Here is a 13,204-nt window from a genome sequence, read left to right on the forward strand (position 1 = left end):
CGGATCATCATCGTTCCTATCTGTGGCCCTGCTGGACGAGCGCGGGCTGGTGCGGGTGGGGCGGTCTCGCAACTCTGCGCAGCACCGCGTGGCAATAATCTAAGCGCATAGATTGCGAAGCGCAAGTAGCAGTCTCAGATCTGTCCGAACGCGTTGGAGCGTCAGTGACACCCGCAACTCGCGCCGAGCACGAACGTCGATTCCAGGAACTCATGCTGGTCCGCATCACTGTCGCCGGCGAGCGTGTCAGCGAGGATCCGCACGGCCGAGCGTCCGATTTGTTCCATGGGCTGCCGCACCGTCGTCAACACCGGCGTCGCCACCCTCCCCGCGAGAATGCCGTCGAAGCCGGTGACCGCGATGTCACCGGGCACGGATCGTCCGGCAGCGCGAAGCGCGTCGATCGCCGCCAGCGCGGTCTGATCGGTGTCGCAGACGAGCACGTCGGGTAGCTCGGATCGCTCGAGCAGCCGACGTACCGTGGCAATGGTGGACGCGTCGTCGCCGGCATGTCCGGGCAACACCTCGGGAACCGGTAGTCCTGCACCGGTCATCGCCGCAGAGAACCCGTCGTAGCGCTGACGGAACTCGGGTGTGCCCAGCTCGCCGAGGTAGGCAATACGCCTGTAGCGGTGAACGTCCAGCAGATGCTCCGTCAAGCGAACCATCCCGTTCCGGTTGTCCACGAGGATCGTGTGCACGCCCTCGTGGCGCACAGCCCCTCCGAGCTCGATGAAGGGGATTCGCGCCGCCACCTGCTTCAACGTCCTCTCAGGCATCGCACCGGCGAACGCGATGAGCCCGTCCACCCGGCCCGCGACATCGATGACGTTCGGGAGATGGGCGGCGGTTCGGTTACCGCCGAGCATCAGGGCGAACCCGCGACGTCGACACTCGAGCTGCACGCCCCGTTGGACCTCGTCAGCGTAGAGCGGGAAGAGTCGACCATCACTCTCCGATCCGGGGACCACGTCGAGGTCGTCGGCGTCGAGCAAGTAGTCGAAAGCGTACAAGCCGATCGCGCCCGTCTGACCACGAGCGAGCCCTCGGGCGCTCGCGCTGGGAACGTACCCGAGTTCGTCGGCCGCCGCGAGGACCTGCTCCATCGTCTGCGGCTTCACCCGGTCCGGCTTCGTGAATGCGAACGACACCGTCGCGATCGAGACGCCTGCGAGCTGGGCGACGTCGTACACGGTCGGCTTACGAGCCTCCATCGGCTCCACCCTCATGCTGTTCCACGTCGCCAGCATAACCACGCCTGTCGTCGACCCCGGGATCTCAGTCGGCGCCCGACGCACCCCGGACGTCGCCTGCGTCTGTCGATCCACCCCGGTTTTCTCCTGATTGCGGGAGTCGGTCGCGGTCATAGGTGATGTCGTCGAAACCGTGCGGGAGGGGCACCCCATCCTCGTCGAGGCTGACGAACACGATCCTCTCGATCGTGAGGATACTGCGGCGACTCACCATGTTGCGCACCTCCGCCCGCATCGTGAGCGAGGTCCGTCCGAACGCCGTCGCGCGCAACCCCATCTCGATCAGATCCCCCTGGAGCGCGGACGAGACGAAATCGATCTCCGAGATGTACTTGGTCACCGCGCGGGGGTTGCCGAGCTGGAGGATTGCGTAGATCGCGGCTTCCTCGTCGATCCAGCGCAAGAGGCTGCCGCCGAAGAGGCTCCCGTGGGCATTGAGATCCTCAGGTCGCACCCATCGGCGCGAGCGGAAGGTGATCCCCTGCTCACCACGGTCCGGACCCGAGTCCGACCCACCGATCGCTCTGCTCACGATTCGACCTCAGATGACCGGCAGGATGATGTCCCGCACCAGCGCGTCGAGCTTGGCATCGGCCTCGAGGAATTGTCGCAGTGTCCGCCTCGTCGCGCCGAAATCGTCGAACTCGGCGACCGCCATCCCGTCGACGAGATACGCCTTGCGGAATTCCGGGACGCGTTCGAGGAGCGTGTCGATGATGTGCTGGGCGACCGGCACGTCGATGCGGTGCGGGTCCACGGGGATCCGGTTCTCGTTGATGCGCAGCTGCCAGTCGAACGGCGGGGAGACGACGAGGTCGCCGCCGACCAGCTCGGACCACTGCAGGTGGTTGCGGAATGCGGCGGAGAGTATCCTCGATCGGAACCCGCGTCGGGTGAAGATGCGGTGCGCCTCCTTCAACGCTGCCACACCCGCCCACTCGAGGTAGCCGGGATCGATGAGGATACGGTCTTTGGCAACGGACGCCTTCAACCAGTCGTCCAGGCGCCCGCCCATGATGGTGACGACAGAGCCGAACTCCCAGTCCGGGAGCCCCTCGGCGGCCCGTCGCTCGAGACCGCGCTCGATCGCCTCGCCGACCGCGACGGCCTGGGCCACCGTGAATGACACGGTCGCATTGATGCTGACCCCGCGATAGGTCGCCTCCTCGATCGCGCGGATACCGACAGCGGTTGCAGGGATCTTCACGATGATGTTCTCTGCCAGTGCCGAGAACCGAACGGCCTGCTCGACGAGCGCCTCAGCGTCCCGGTGCAGGCGTGGATCGGTCTGGATCGACAGACGACCGTTCCGGCCGTTGCTCTCCCGGAACGCCGGCTCGAGGAGCACGGCCGCCTGGATCGACAGCTCCTCGACCACCTTCCAGCCAAGCTCGGCCTCCCCCGCTGTCGAGAACTCGGCAGCGAGTTCGGTGATCCGCGGCGCCCAGACGTCGAGGTTCTGGGAGATGACCGCGAGGGCGATGACCGGGTTGCAGGTCGCGCCGACCGCACCGAACGCGATCGACCTGGCGAGTTCGTCGGGGTCGGCGGAATCGTTCCACAGGCTCGTGGGCGTCGAGGCCGCCGCGGCTGCGAGCGGAAGCGTGTCGGCTGGGGTGAGGGTGACGGTCATCGAATTGCCTCCGGGAGTCGAGTTGGCGATCGCCGGAGCTGCGGCGACGCAGTCCGATCACCATACCTGAACTTTGACAGCATGTCCTAACAATATGCGCGCAACTCGGCGTGACCTGACATACTCCCATTTTGGAAAGCCCTGATATTGTCAGGACAAGTTCTCTCTCCCAATCGAAGGAGCCGCATGGCACAGCCCGAGCAAACGCTCCCCGTCGAACTCTTCCTCGACCTCGATCGATCCGGACCGGTGCCGCTGTACTACCAGATCGCAACCAGGCTCGAGCAGGCCATCCATGATGAGACACTCCCAGCGGGATCACGTCTGGAGAACGAGGTAGCGCTGGGCACCCGCCTCGGACTCTCCCGCCCCACGATCCGTCGGGCCATCCAGGAACTCGTGGACAAGGGCCTTCTCGTCCGTCGCCGAGGTATCGGCACCCAGGTCGTCCACGGCAAGGTGACGCGCAACGTCGAGCTCACCAGCCTGTTCGAGGACCTGGAGCGTACGGGGCAGAAGCCGGAGACGGACATCCTCTCCGCCGAGGTCACAACGGCGGACGAGAAGGTCGCGGACGCCCTCGGCGTGGCGACCGGGAGCCCGATCGTCCACATCAGGCGGCTGCGCCGGGCGGACGGTGTCCCACTCGCGATCCTCGAGAACTTCCTCCCCGAAGACCTCACGGACCTCGACCTCGGAGCCCTCGAGCACCACGGCCTCTACCAACTCCTCCGGGCACGCGGCGTCACGATGCGTGTCGCCAAGCAACGCATCGGCGCACGGGAGGCGTCAGGCCCTGAGAGCGAGATGCTCGACGTCCGGAAGGGCAGCGCACTCCTGACCATGTCGCGAACCGCCTTCGACAACTCCGGTCGGGCGGTGGAGTTCGGCCAGCACGTCTACCGGCCCGACCTGTACTCCTTCGAAGTCACCCTCGTCGACCGGTAGCGAGCCGATCGCGCGACCTCAACGCGCCGGAACGGCGAGCTCCCCGGTGAGGTACTGCGCGCGACCGAAGCCGAAGGACCAGTCCTGCGGACCGTTCTCGACATAACCGATGAAGACGTCCGAACCGTCGACGCCGGCCTCGGAGAGACGGTCGGCCACTGCCGCATAGAGCGCCTGCTTCGTCTCATCGCTTCGACCGCGCTGCGTGAAGATCTGGATCATGACGACGCCTTCGGAGCGAGCGAAACCGAGCCCCGCATCCTCGGCGATGATCTGGCCAGACGAGTGTTCGGTGACGATCTGGAAGCGGTCACGAGGCGGAATCCCGTAGACGGAGACGATCGCCTCATGGATGGCGTCTGCGATCTGCTGGATGCCTGCGGCGTCGCGGCCTGTGGCGAGGTCGATCCTGACGAGCGGCATGAAAGTCTCCTGATCGGTTCAAGTTTGTTAGGACATAAGAACGTTACCTCCCTCAACCCCATTTGTCACCAATAAGTAAATATGTCCTGACTTACTATTGCCCTCTTGTCTGTTCTTCACTAGCTTGAGCCCTGCAATGATGCACGGGCCGCCCGAGGCCCGACCCTCGAAAGGACACAACGAAGTGAAAACCTCAGCACGACGCTCGCTCCTCGGCACGATCGCCCTCGTCGGCGCCGCCGCACTCGCCCTCAGCGGCTGCACCGCCACCGCGGGCGCGAGCAGCACCTCGGACGCCGGTCTCGCGTCCGGCTTCGGATCGCGCGCGGACAACCGCGACGCCTACTTCTTCACCTATTACAACCCGGCGAGCGACCCGTTCTGGGCGCAGATCCTGAAGGGTGGCGAGGACGCTGCCGAGCTCGGCCACCTGAATCTGACGCACCAGACGGCCGAGGGCGACCCGGACAAGATGGTCGACCTCGTCGGCACCGCGATCGCGACGAAGCCGTCCCTGATCTTCATGCCGTTCAACGAGGGCGAGAAGTGGTCGAAGGTCGCCTGCGACGCCCACGACGCCGGCATCACGGTCATCGCGTACAACGTCCCCGCTCCGGACAGCGCCAAGGACTGCGTCTCGGGCTTCGTCGGCCAGGACTTCACCGAGGTCGGCAAGCTCGTCGGTGAGCGCCTGTTGAAGGAAGTCGACCTCAAGGAGGGCGACAAGGTCATGTTCCCGGCCGAGGAACCCGAGCAGGACTACGCGATCAAGCGCGGCGGCGGCGTTCAGGACGCCCTGGATTCGGTCGGTGCGAAGGGCGAGTATCTCCGTACCTCCGGTGCTGACGAGGAGGCGCTCAACTCCATGACCTCATGGCTGACGGCGAACCCCGACGTCAAGGCGATCGTCCCGCTCGGCGGAACCCCGCACCGCAACGTCGTCGCGGCCATGGAAGCCGCCGGGGTCTCGGTCCCGGTCGTCGGGTTCGACACCTCCCCGCAGGTGATCCAGGGGATCAAGGACGGCAAGATCCTCGCCACTGCGGACCAGCAGGGGTACGTGCAGGGGTACCAGTCGGTGATGCAGGGCATCCTGTCGATCGACTTCGGCCTCTCCCCGGCCAACATCAACTCCGGCGGCCTCGGACTGATCGACAAGTCCAACGTCTCCTTCCTCGAGGAGAAGGACCTGCAGGGCATCCGCTACTGACACTCGACCGTCGTGTGCCGGGGATCGCTCCATGAGCCTCGGCACACGGCACCCCTCCCCGAACCGACCGCGATCCGTCGCGCACCGAAGGACCCCCATGTCTCAACCACCTCCGCGCGAACCCGCGCCCATCCTGACCGCTCCGCTCTCCACGGAGAGCATCTCGCAGCCTCGCAGACTGTCGGACAACCAGCCGCAGGGCTTCGCCGACCGCCTCCGTGACACGATCACCTACACCCGTGGACGCGGCGCGCTGGAGATCGGCATCATCTTCGCGATCGTGCTCCTCGGCTTCGTCATCGCCGGCATCGTCGCCCCCGACGCGTTCCCGTTCCTCTCACCGAGCAACCTCTCCGGAGTGATCTCCCAGTCCATACCAGTGCTCGCGATCCTCGGTATCGGTGCCGGGATCCTCATGATCGCGGGCGAGTTCGACCTGTCCCTCGGCGCGAACATCGGCTTCTCCGCGATCATCTTCATCCGCGTCTCAGAGGCGGTGGGCTGGGGATGGGGTGCTCTCGCCGCGATCGCCTGCGGCACGGGCATCGCGCTCATCAACGGCCTCATCGTGGTCGTCACCAAGATCCCGTCCTTCATCGCAACGCTCGGCATGGGCTTCTTCTGGACCGGGGCGAGTCTCTTCGTGAACGGGACGTCACCGGCGATCCTGTCCAGCGCGAAGGACGACACCCTGGTGACGCTCTTCGCCGGCGACTTCGGGCTCTTCCGCTCACAGTTGGTCTGGCTGCTCGTCATCGGCGTGATCGCCTGGCTCTTCCTGCACCGGCACAAGCGCGGCAACCACGTCTACGCCGTCGGCGGCAACGCTGCAGCGGCGAAGGCGATCTCGATCAACCCTTCGGCGGTCCGACTCATGGCCTTCGGCATCTTCGGCGGACTCGTCGGCTTCGCCGCGATCCTGATCGCCGTCCGCACGTCGTCGATGCAGCCGGGTAGCACCGACGACTACACGCTGATGGCCATCGCAGCCGCCGTCGTCGGCGGAACCTCCCTGCTCGGTGGCCGAGGAAGCATCGTCGGCATGATCATCGGCGCCGCGCTGATCCGGATCATCGAGAACGGCCTCATCCTGGCCAAGGCCCCCGGCTTCTACATCCAACTCTTCGTCGGGCTCATCATCGTCATCGCCGCCATCTTCAACAAGCTCATGGAAGGAAAGGCATCGTGACCGTCGACGCCACCATCGATACCGCGACGCCGCTCCTACGGATCGAGGGCGTCACCAAGCGCTATGGGGCGAACACCGTCCTCAACGACGTGTCCTTCGACATCGGCCACAGCGAGGTGGTCGGACTGCTTGGCGACAACGGAGCGGGCAAGTCCACCCTCGTCAAGATCCTGTCCGGAGTCGTCCAGATGACATCCGGTTCCTACACCTGGGAGGGACAGCACCACGACACGGTCAACCGAGCGCTCACCGAGCAGCTCGGCGTCGAGACGATCTTCCAGGACTCGGCTCTCGTCCCGCAGATGTCGATCACCCGGAACCTGTTCATGGGTCGCGAGATCACAAACCGCCTCGGACTCATGAAGATGAAGCAGATGGACGCGATCACCTCCGAGATCCTGGACACCGTCGTGACGATCGAGGGCATCAAGTCCTCGAAGCAGCTCGTCGCATCCCTGTCGGGCGGCCAGGCACAAGCGGTCGCCATCGCGCGCGCCGTCCACTTCAAGCGCAGCCTCCTCATTCTCGACGAACCCACCTCGGCCCTCGCCGTGCGGGCGACCGAGGCACTGCTGAACTACCTCCGGCAGCTGAAGTCGGAGGGCGTCAGCTCGGTGCTCGTCACCCACAATCTGCACCACGCCTACCAGGTGTGCGACCGGCACATCGTGATGAACCACGGACGGAAGATCCTCGACGTCCGTCGCGAGGACACGAGCGTGGAAGAGCTCACCGCCGCGGTCGTCGAGGGCGCCGTCGGTGTTGAACGCTTCCGGGCGGGGCGCTTCTGACCACCCGCTCCTTCTCAGGCCCTGCCGTCGACCACATGTCGACGGTAGGGCCTGCTGTTTTGATCCAGTCATGCGATTCGCTGGCGCTTCGTGGCAGAATGTCCTAACATTAGGACACATTCTCACCCGGTTCAGCGTCGACAACCGGCCCATCGGGGTCGGAGGCGGGAACACGCAAAGGAGCGAACAACGTGTCTCATGGTGGAACGATCACCAATGCCGTGAAGGTGGCCTTGCCGCCCCTCGGCAATGGCCCCTACAACAAGCGTCTCGGCCTCGTCGCCGTCATCGCGACATTCGGTGGGCTCCTCTTCGGCTACGACACCGGGGTGCTCAACGGCGCCCTGTCGTTCATGATGGAGTACTTCGGGCTCAACTCCTTCCAGGAGGGCCTCATCACCTTCACCCTGCTGATCGGTGCTGCTGTCGGCGCCTTCTTCGGCGGGCGGCTGTCGGACCGACTCGGTCGGAAGCGCAACATCCTCATCATCGCCGTCCTGTTCTTCATCGGCGCCGGCGGCTGCGTCATCGCTCCGAGCTACGAGATCCTCCTCGTCTTCCGCTTCATCCTCGGTCTCGCCGTGGGTGGTGCCTCGGTCACGGTCCCGGTCTACCTTGCGGAGGTCGCCCCATTCGAGAAGCGCGGAAGCCTCGTCTCGCGCAATGAACTGATGATCGTCGGCGGGCAGTTCCTCGCCTTCGCCATCAACGCCATCATCGGCAATGTCTGGGGCTCCAACGACCACGTCTGGCGCTATATGCTCGCCATCGCCGTGATCCCGGCGTTCGTCCTGTTCTTCGGCATGCTCCGGATGCCCGAGAGCCCGCGCTGGCTCCTCGCTCGCGGTCGCGACGACGAGGCCCTCGCGGTGCTCCGCCAGGTGCGCTCCGAGGAGCGGGCCGTCGCCGAAATGGAAGAGGTCCGGCAGCTCTCCGTGATCGAGAAGGACGAGCAGTCCGGCACCTTCATGGACATCGTACGGACCCCGTGGATCCGACGCCTCCTCTTCATCGGCATCGGCATCGCCGCCTACCAGCAGCTCACCGGCATCAACTCGATGATGTACTACGGCACCCAGGTGCTCGAGGCCGCCGGCTTCACACGGAACGCCGCACTGAGCTTCAACGTACTGAACGGTGTGATGTCCGTCACGGCGATGCTCGTGGCGCTCTCCATCATCAACCGCTTCAACCGTCGCTCGCTGATGCTGTTCGGCTTCATCGGGACCACGACGATGCACCTGCTCGTCGGCGCCATCGGCCTGGGGCTCCCAGAGGACAACCCCGTCCGCCCGTGGCTGCTCCTCATCGCGATCCTGCTCTTCATCGGGATCATGCAGGGCACCATCGGCCCCCTCGCGTGGCTCATGATCGCCGAGATCTTCCCACTGAAGATGCGCGGCGTCATGATCGGCATCACCGTCCTGGTGCTCTGGTCCACGAACGCGATCATCTCGCTGGCGTTCCCCTCGCTCGTCGAGTCCCTCGGATTCGGAACGTTCCTGCTCTTCGCAGCGGTCGGTCTCCTCGCCATCCTTTTCGTCGCGACGAGCGTCCCGGAGACGAAGGGCAAGAGCCTCGAGTCGCTCGAGGACCACTTCAAAGAGCAGTACAAGACCTTCTGATCCTGGTCCGCACCACAGCGCAGAGCGGCCCGCCCTCATCGAGAGGACGGGCCGTTCTGCTGTGCCGGGAACACGCACCGAGGAATGTCAGACGGACGAGACGTGCACCCAGGTTCCGAGCTCAGCGCTCCGGCGAGCAGCCTCGAGGATCGCGAATGTGGCGAGGGAGCCCTCGACGGCGACGGGGAGGACGCCTGACCCGGTGTCGATCGCCTCACGCACTCCGGCGTAGAAATCCTGCCAGCGACCGTCCGCGCGCGGATATGGTCGCTGCTCACCGGCCGTCGTCGTCAGCGTGCCCCATCGTTCGTGCGGCTCGACACCCCAGCCATGACCGGCCGGTCTCAGACCGGCGAGCATCTGATCCGTCTGGATGTCGAGCCCGCGTACGGTGACGGTACCGGTGCTTCCGGTCACCCGCAGGCGTGGGCGCCCGTCGGGTTGCAGGACGTCGGAAGCGACGATCGACCGGATACCATCCTGGTGCTCGAGGAGCAGGTCGAAGGCGTACTCGTACTCGTCACCCGGCCGGCGGTCGATCGTGGCGAACACCCGCTGGACAGGCCCGAGCGCGTCACGAACCTGGTCCACGGTGTGACTGCCCAGATCCAAGAGTTGACCGCCGCCGGATCCGTCTCCGGTCGCGCGAGGTTCCCACCGGTCGAGGACGTTCTCGACGAGGCGGATGTCACCGACGGCGCCCGAGCGCACGATCGCCTGCAGCGTTCGGGCCTCGGAATCCCAACGCCGGTTCTGGAAGACGCTGAGCAGGACGCCTCGATCAGCCGCGTAGGCGACGAGTTCACGCGCCTCGGCAAGGCTGCTCGCCATCGGCTTGTCGACGATGACAGGGACTCCGGCGTCGATCACGCGCTTGGCGATGTCGAGCCGACCCGATGGCGGCGTCGAGATCGTCACGATGTCCACACCCGCTGCGAGCAGATCGTCGACGGTGTCGTACACGGGCACCCCGGGATGGTCGGCGGCGAGCTCCACCCGGCGGGCAGCAGAACGGGTCACGACCCCGGCGAGGACCCCCTCGCCGAGAGCGGCGACGAACGGGGCGTGGAAGGTGCGTCCGCCGAATCCGTAGCCGACGAGGCCGAGTCTCACGCTCCGGCGCCCACTCCCCCGTCGTTGGTGTTCGTACGCGCCGCGTCCACGAGCTCATGGAGTCGGGTGAGCTGTGACCGGGAGACCTCGTCGGCCCGCTCATCCTCGGCGAAGACGTTGGACACGATGATCGCATCGTCGCGGTCCAGGAAACCCGTCCGCGCCAGCACGTCGAACAATCGCGTCCAATCGACGTCGCCGTCGCCGATCGCGAGGTGCTGGTGCACCCGAGCAGCGTTCCCCGGCGGGTTGCTGATGTACCGGAGTCCGTGGGAGCGGTGGTGGTCGAACGAATCGGCGGCGTACACCGCGCCGAGCCGGTCGCCGATCTCGGGCAGCAGGGTCGTCGCGCGGTCGCCGTAGTGGAAGGTGTGGGACGCGACGTACACGAAGCCGACCGATGCCGAGTTGAGACCGCGGATGATGCGCCATGCCTCAAGACCGTCCTCGACGAAGTCGTCGGGGTGCGGGTCGAAGTTGATCCGGACACCCTCCCGCTCGGCCAGCGGCAACAACGTCTCCATCGAGCGGTAGAACGCCGCTTCAGAGTCCTCACTGCGCTCCGGGCGCCCGCTGAACTCGGTGTTGAGGGTGTCGACGCCGAGTTCCACGGCGAGGTGGATGGTACGCGAGAAGTTCCGCACGGCCGCCTCCCGCTGCTGCTCCTCCGGTGAGGAGATGCGTTGCACCGGCAGGAGCGCCGGAATCGTGATCCCGGCGTCGGCGACGCGCTTGCACAGGGCGGCGACGAGGGCGTCATCGGCCTTGGGGTACCGGAAGAACGGCCCGAAGTCGGCGTGCGGCGTCAGCTGCAGATGGTCGTATCCGAGCCGCGCGGCGATGTCCGGGAAGTCGAGCAGTGCATGGTCGTGGTGATACGGGGTCGGATCGAGGGCGATGCGGACCATCGGGGAACTCCTTCGTCAGTGCGTCCGGCCGGCATCGCGAGGCTTGCCGGCCGGACGCGGATCAAGCGTAGAACGCGGGGCGCTCGGGAACGGCGACCGGCACCGGGCCGTCGGTGGTGAGGGCCGCGACTCCCGCCTCACACGCGAGTGCCACCTTGTAGCCGTCCCAGGCGTTCGGCCCGTCGACGAGGGTGCCCCCGCGGACCGCGTTCACCCAGCGCTGGACCTGCTCGTCGTACGCCGCGGCGAACCGCGTCACGAAGCTCGTGTGGTCGGCGACGCTGAAGCGGCCGTCCTTCCACTGCTGGAGGCCGGACGGCTGACCGATCCGCGCGATGCTCTCGGCGAAGACCGCCTCGGTCGCGACCTGATAGCCGAACTGGACGCTCACGTTCATCTCGACGTCGACGAGGACACCGTTCGCGAGCTCGATGATGACGAGGATCGGCTCGCGCAGGTGGTCAGGGCTCAGCCGGTTGCGACGCGGGTACTTCACCTCGACGCTCGCGACGGTCGAGCCGGCCACCCACGGCAGCACGTCGAACTCGTGCACGACCGAGTCGGTGATGAGCATCGTCTGCGTGTAGGTGTCGGGGACGACCGCGTTGCGGTGGACCCCGCGGAGCATGAGGAGCTCGCCGGCGTCGCCCGACTCGACGAGGGCGCGCAGCTGCTGGTACTCCGCGTCGAAGCGGCGCATGAACCCGACCTGGATGTGCGGACGGTCGAGCTGCTGTTCTGCCTCGAGCACCCCCCACGACGACGTGGAGTCGGGCGTCAGCGGCTTCTCGCACAGGATCGGGAGTCCGGCGGCGAGTGCCGGCAGGAGCACCGGCTCGTGGAACTGACCGGGGGTCGCGATGAGGACCGCGTCCACGGCGCCGGCCGCGATCGCGTCCTCGATCCGCGTGAACGCCTGGGCGCCGGGGGCGTTGGCCGCCGCTGCCGCGGCACGGCCCGCGTCGGGCTCGATGATCGCAGCGACGACCGCACCACTCACCCGCTCGGTGATCCGTTTGACGTGGTCGGCTCCCATCAGGCCGGCTCCGACGATGCCGACCCGGAGGTCGCCCGTCCGGGCGTCGGTCCCGGTGGGACGGTCGGTGGTCTGGGTGGTGGTGCTCATGGCGTCGGTGCCTTCCGTGGATTCTGACTGGTCGAAGTAGGTTCAGCTGACGCGTGCAGCGGCGGTCTCGCCGAAGATGTGCTCGCGTGTGCGCTTGGCGATGGGGAACGGGCGGTCGATCGAGCAGCCGTACATGTCCTGCTCGACGATCCCGAAGATCTGCGGGTCGAGTGCCGCGACGCGCTCGATGATCGGGCCGAGCTCCGGTACGCCGAACGGCGGCTCGACCATGATGTCCTGGGTGACGGCCTCGGCGAACGGCACGTCGTTCTTCAGGACGTCGAACAGCAGGCTGGTATCGACCTGCTTCAGATGCAGGTAGCCGATCCGCGACGGGTGGTCGTCGATGAGCTTGAGGTTGTCGCCGCCGTAGTAGGAGAAGTGGCCGGTGTCGAGGCAGAGGTTCGTGTACCGCTCGTCGGTCTCGGCGAGGAAGCGCTCGACCTCCCTGGTCGTCCCGACGTGGCTGTCGGCGTGCGAGTGGAACTGCTGCTTGATCCCGAACTCCTCGAGGAGGGCCTTGCCGAGGCGATCGTGACCAGCGGCGAGCTTCGCCCACTGCTCGTCGTCCAGTGTGCGCGCCTCGAGGACCTCACTCGTCGCGTCGCTCCGCCACAGGTCCGGGATCACGACGAGGTGCTCGGCCCCGAGCTTCGAGACGAGGCCGGCGATGTCGAGCGCCTGGTCCCAGGCGCGCTTCCACTGGTCGTCGCCCTTGTGGAACCCCGTGAAGACCGTTCCGGCCGACAGCTTGAGACCACGGGAGCCGAGTTCATCGGCGAGCTGGTTCGGGTCCGTGGGGAGGTAGCCGTACGGACCGAGTTCGATCCACTCGTAGCCGGAAGCGACGACCTCGTCGAGGAAGCGCTCCCACGGGACCTGCTTCGGGTCGTCGGGGAACCAGACACCCCAGGAGTCGGGCGCGGTGCCGATACGGATCGACGGGGTGGTGGTGGATGCTGACATCGGGTTCCTTCGGTACTCG

At 66.3% G+C, this 13,204-nt stretch carries 13 protein-coding genes; 5 read left to right on the forward strand and 8 right to left on the reverse strand.

All coding sequences use genetic code 11. The features are described 5' to 3' along the window. Positions 1 to 161: 161 nt before the first annotated feature. The 3 genes from ACQ3HE_RS02355 to ACQ3HE_RS02365 are packed head-to-tail and all read right to left on the reverse strand — an operon-like array spanning position 162 to position 2,886. Positions 162 to 1,367, reverse strand: coding sequence for a LacI family DNA-binding transcriptional regulator (locus ACQ3HE_RS02355; protein ID WP_430891184.1), 1,206 nt, complete (start codon positions 1,365 to 1,367; stop codon positions 162 to 164). Next, positions 1,279 to 1,785 carry an acyl-CoA thioesterase gene (locus tag ACQ3HE_RS02360; RefSeq protein ID WP_430891186.1) on the reverse strand — a complete coding sequence of 169 codons (507 nt, stop codon included), beginning with the start codon at positions 1,783 to 1,785 and terminating at the stop codon, positions 1,279 to 1,281. Before ACQ3HE_RS02360 ends, ACQ3HE_RS02355 begins: the two co-directional genes overlap by 89 nt. Before the next feature lie 9 nt (positions 1,786 to 1,794). Continuing rightward, positions 1,795 to 2,886 carry a transaldolase family protein gene (locus ACQ3HE_RS02365; RefSeq protein WP_430891188.1) on the reverse strand — a complete coding sequence of 364 codons (1,092 nt, stop codon included), beginning with the start codon at positions 2,884 to 2,886 and terminating at the stop codon, positions 1,795 to 1,797. Between the two features lie 186 nt (positions 2,887 to 3,072). Here ACQ3HE_RS02365 and ACQ3HE_RS02370 point away from each other — a divergent pair, with 186 nt between their 5' ends. Then, positions 3,073 to 3,834: a GntR family transcriptional regulator gene (locus ACQ3HE_RS02370; protein ID WP_138946937.1), complete on the forward strand. Its 762-nt coding sequence runs from the start codon at positions 3,073 to 3,075 to the stop codon at positions 3,832 to 3,834. 18 nt (positions 3,835 to 3,852) lie between these two features. On the opposite strand, the gene ACQ3HE_RS02375 is transcribed toward ACQ3HE_RS02370, so the two are convergent. Then, on the reverse strand, positions 3,853 to 4,257 hold the full coding sequence (locus tag ACQ3HE_RS02375) for a tautomerase family protein (protein WP_194644520.1): 405 nt from the start codon (positions 4,255 to 4,257) through the stop codon (positions 3,853 to 3,855). Between the two features lie 184 nt (positions 4,258 to 4,441). Here ACQ3HE_RS02375 and ACQ3HE_RS02380 point away from each other — a divergent pair, with 184 nt between their 5' ends. The 4 genes from ACQ3HE_RS02380 (at position 4,442) to ACQ3HE_RS02395 (ending at position 9,072) form a co-directional block, all read left to right on the forward strand. Further along, on the forward strand, positions 4,442 to 5,467 hold the full coding sequence (locus tag ACQ3HE_RS02380) for a substrate-binding domain-containing protein (protein ID WP_194644519.1): 1,026 nt from the start codon (positions 4,442 to 4,444) through the stop codon (positions 5,465 to 5,467). A 97-nt stretch (positions 5,468 to 5,564) separates the two neighbouring features. Next, complete coding sequence (locus tag ACQ3HE_RS02385; RefSeq protein ID WP_194644518.1) at positions 5,565 to 6,656, forward strand: ABC transporter permease; 1,092 nt, start codon at positions 5,565 to 5,567, stop codon at positions 6,654 to 6,656. Beyond that, the gene (locus tag ACQ3HE_RS02390) at positions 6,653 to 7,447 is read left to right on the forward strand and encodes an ATP-binding cassette domain-containing protein (protein WP_430891190.1); all 795 of its coding nucleotides are present in this window, start codon (positions 6,653 to 6,655) and stop codon (positions 7,445 to 7,447) included. Before ACQ3HE_RS02385 ends, ACQ3HE_RS02390 begins: the two co-directional genes overlap by 4 nt. A gap of 191 nt (positions 7,448 to 7,638) precedes the next feature. Further along, positions 7,639 to 9,072: a sugar porter family MFS transporter gene (locus tag ACQ3HE_RS02395; RefSeq protein ID WP_194644510.1), complete on the forward strand. Its 1,434-nt coding sequence runs from the start codon at positions 7,639 to 7,641 to the stop codon at positions 9,070 to 9,072. Between the two features lie 87 nt (positions 9,073 to 9,159). Here the strand turns inward: ACQ3HE_RS02395 and ACQ3HE_RS02400 are convergent, their stop codons facing one another. From ACQ3HE_RS02400 to ACQ3HE_RS02415, 4 genes are all read right to left on the reverse strand, one after another. After that, positions 9,160 to 10,185, reverse strand: coding sequence for a Gfo/Idh/MocA family oxidoreductase (locus tag ACQ3HE_RS02400; protein ID WP_430891192.1), 1,026 nt, complete (start codon positions 10,183 to 10,185; stop codon positions 9,160 to 9,162). Then, complete coding sequence (locus ACQ3HE_RS02405; RefSeq protein ID WP_430891194.1) at positions 10,182 to 11,093, reverse strand: sugar phosphate isomerase/epimerase family protein; 912 nt, start codon at positions 11,091 to 11,093, stop codon at positions 10,182 to 10,184. Before ACQ3HE_RS02405 ends, ACQ3HE_RS02400 begins: the two co-directional genes overlap by 4 nt. A gap of 61 nt (positions 11,094 to 11,154) precedes the next feature. Further along, positions 11,155 to 12,219, reverse strand: a complete 1,065-nt coding sequence (locus ACQ3HE_RS02410; RefSeq protein WP_430891196.1) for a Gfo/Idh/MocA family protein — start codon at positions 12,217 to 12,219, stop codon at positions 11,155 to 11,157. Between the two features lie 42 nt (positions 12,220 to 12,261). Continuing rightward, the gene (locus tag ACQ3HE_RS02415) at positions 12,262 to 13,185 is read right to left on the reverse strand and encodes a sugar phosphate isomerase/epimerase family protein (protein WP_430891198.1); all 924 of its coding nucleotides are present in this window, start codon (positions 13,183 to 13,185) and stop codon (positions 12,262 to 12,264) included. Positions 13,186 to 13,204 lie beyond the last annotated feature (19 nt).

Origin of the sequence: Plantibacter auratus (genome assembly GCF_050587365.1) — a bacterium.
Classification (GTDB): Bacteria; Actinomycetota; Actinomycetes; order Actinomycetales; family Microbacteriaceae; genus Plantibacter; species Plantibacter auratus.